The organism is Oleiphilus sp. HI0132 (assembly GCF_001635845.1).
In genome coordinates, this window is sequence record NZ_LWGJ01001689.1 from 1 (window position 1) to 748 (window position 748).

Consider the following 748-nt stretch of genomic DNA (forward strand, 5'->3'; position numbering starts at 1 on the left):
TTCATCTCGAAAGCTTCTTCAGTGAAGGCGAGTACGATCAGGCCGCGGCAGTGCTCTATGTCTTCTTTTTTGTCATCGCCAGCTTAAGATTCTGGAGTCATCGTCGTAGCTTATTGCTGCTATTGCTAGTCGCGGTGGTGTGGTTATCGACTCAATTGAATTTATACCTGAGTACACAGACCGATCTGATATGGCGCTTTTTAAGCTACGATATCCTGCCTGAACCCTTAAAAGGGGCTGAAACTCTTTGGCAGCTAGAGGCTTGGTATGCGACATGGGACTGGGCTAGCTTTCTGATACAGCAGCAGGTGGCCGAAGGCGTTTGGAATACCTTATTACTGACCATGATTTCATTGGTGGGCAGTGGCATCTTAGCCTTAGTCATGTACCCCTTTATTTCACCCTTATTTTTGAACAAAGGCAGCCGTTATCTGTCACACTTCTTGTTAGTCGTTTTGCGCTCTATACCTGAGCTGATGTTGGTGTTTGTTTTACTGATTATGATGGGTCCCTCGATGGTGCCCGCGATCGTGGCTTTGAGCTTGCACAATGGTGCGATTATCGCGCATTTGATTGGCAACGCATCACGCAACCTTAAGCTAAGACAAGACGCCCCGAAAGGCATTAATCTATATTCCTACGAAGTCACGCCCAGATTATATCGGCCCTTTTTGGCCTTTTTGTTTTACCGCTGGGAGGTGATTCTACGAGAGAGTGCCATACTGGGAATTCTCGGCGTGCATACCTT

Annotated in this window: 1 protein-coding gene; it reads left to right on the forward strand. The window is 47.2% G+C overall.

Going from position 1 to position 748, the window contains the following annotated elements; all coding sequences use genetic code 11:
- The coding region (locus tag A3766_RS31605; protein WP_369808659.1) for a PhnE/PtxC family ABC transporter permease at window positions 1-748 on the forward strand (748 nt) is incomplete at both ends.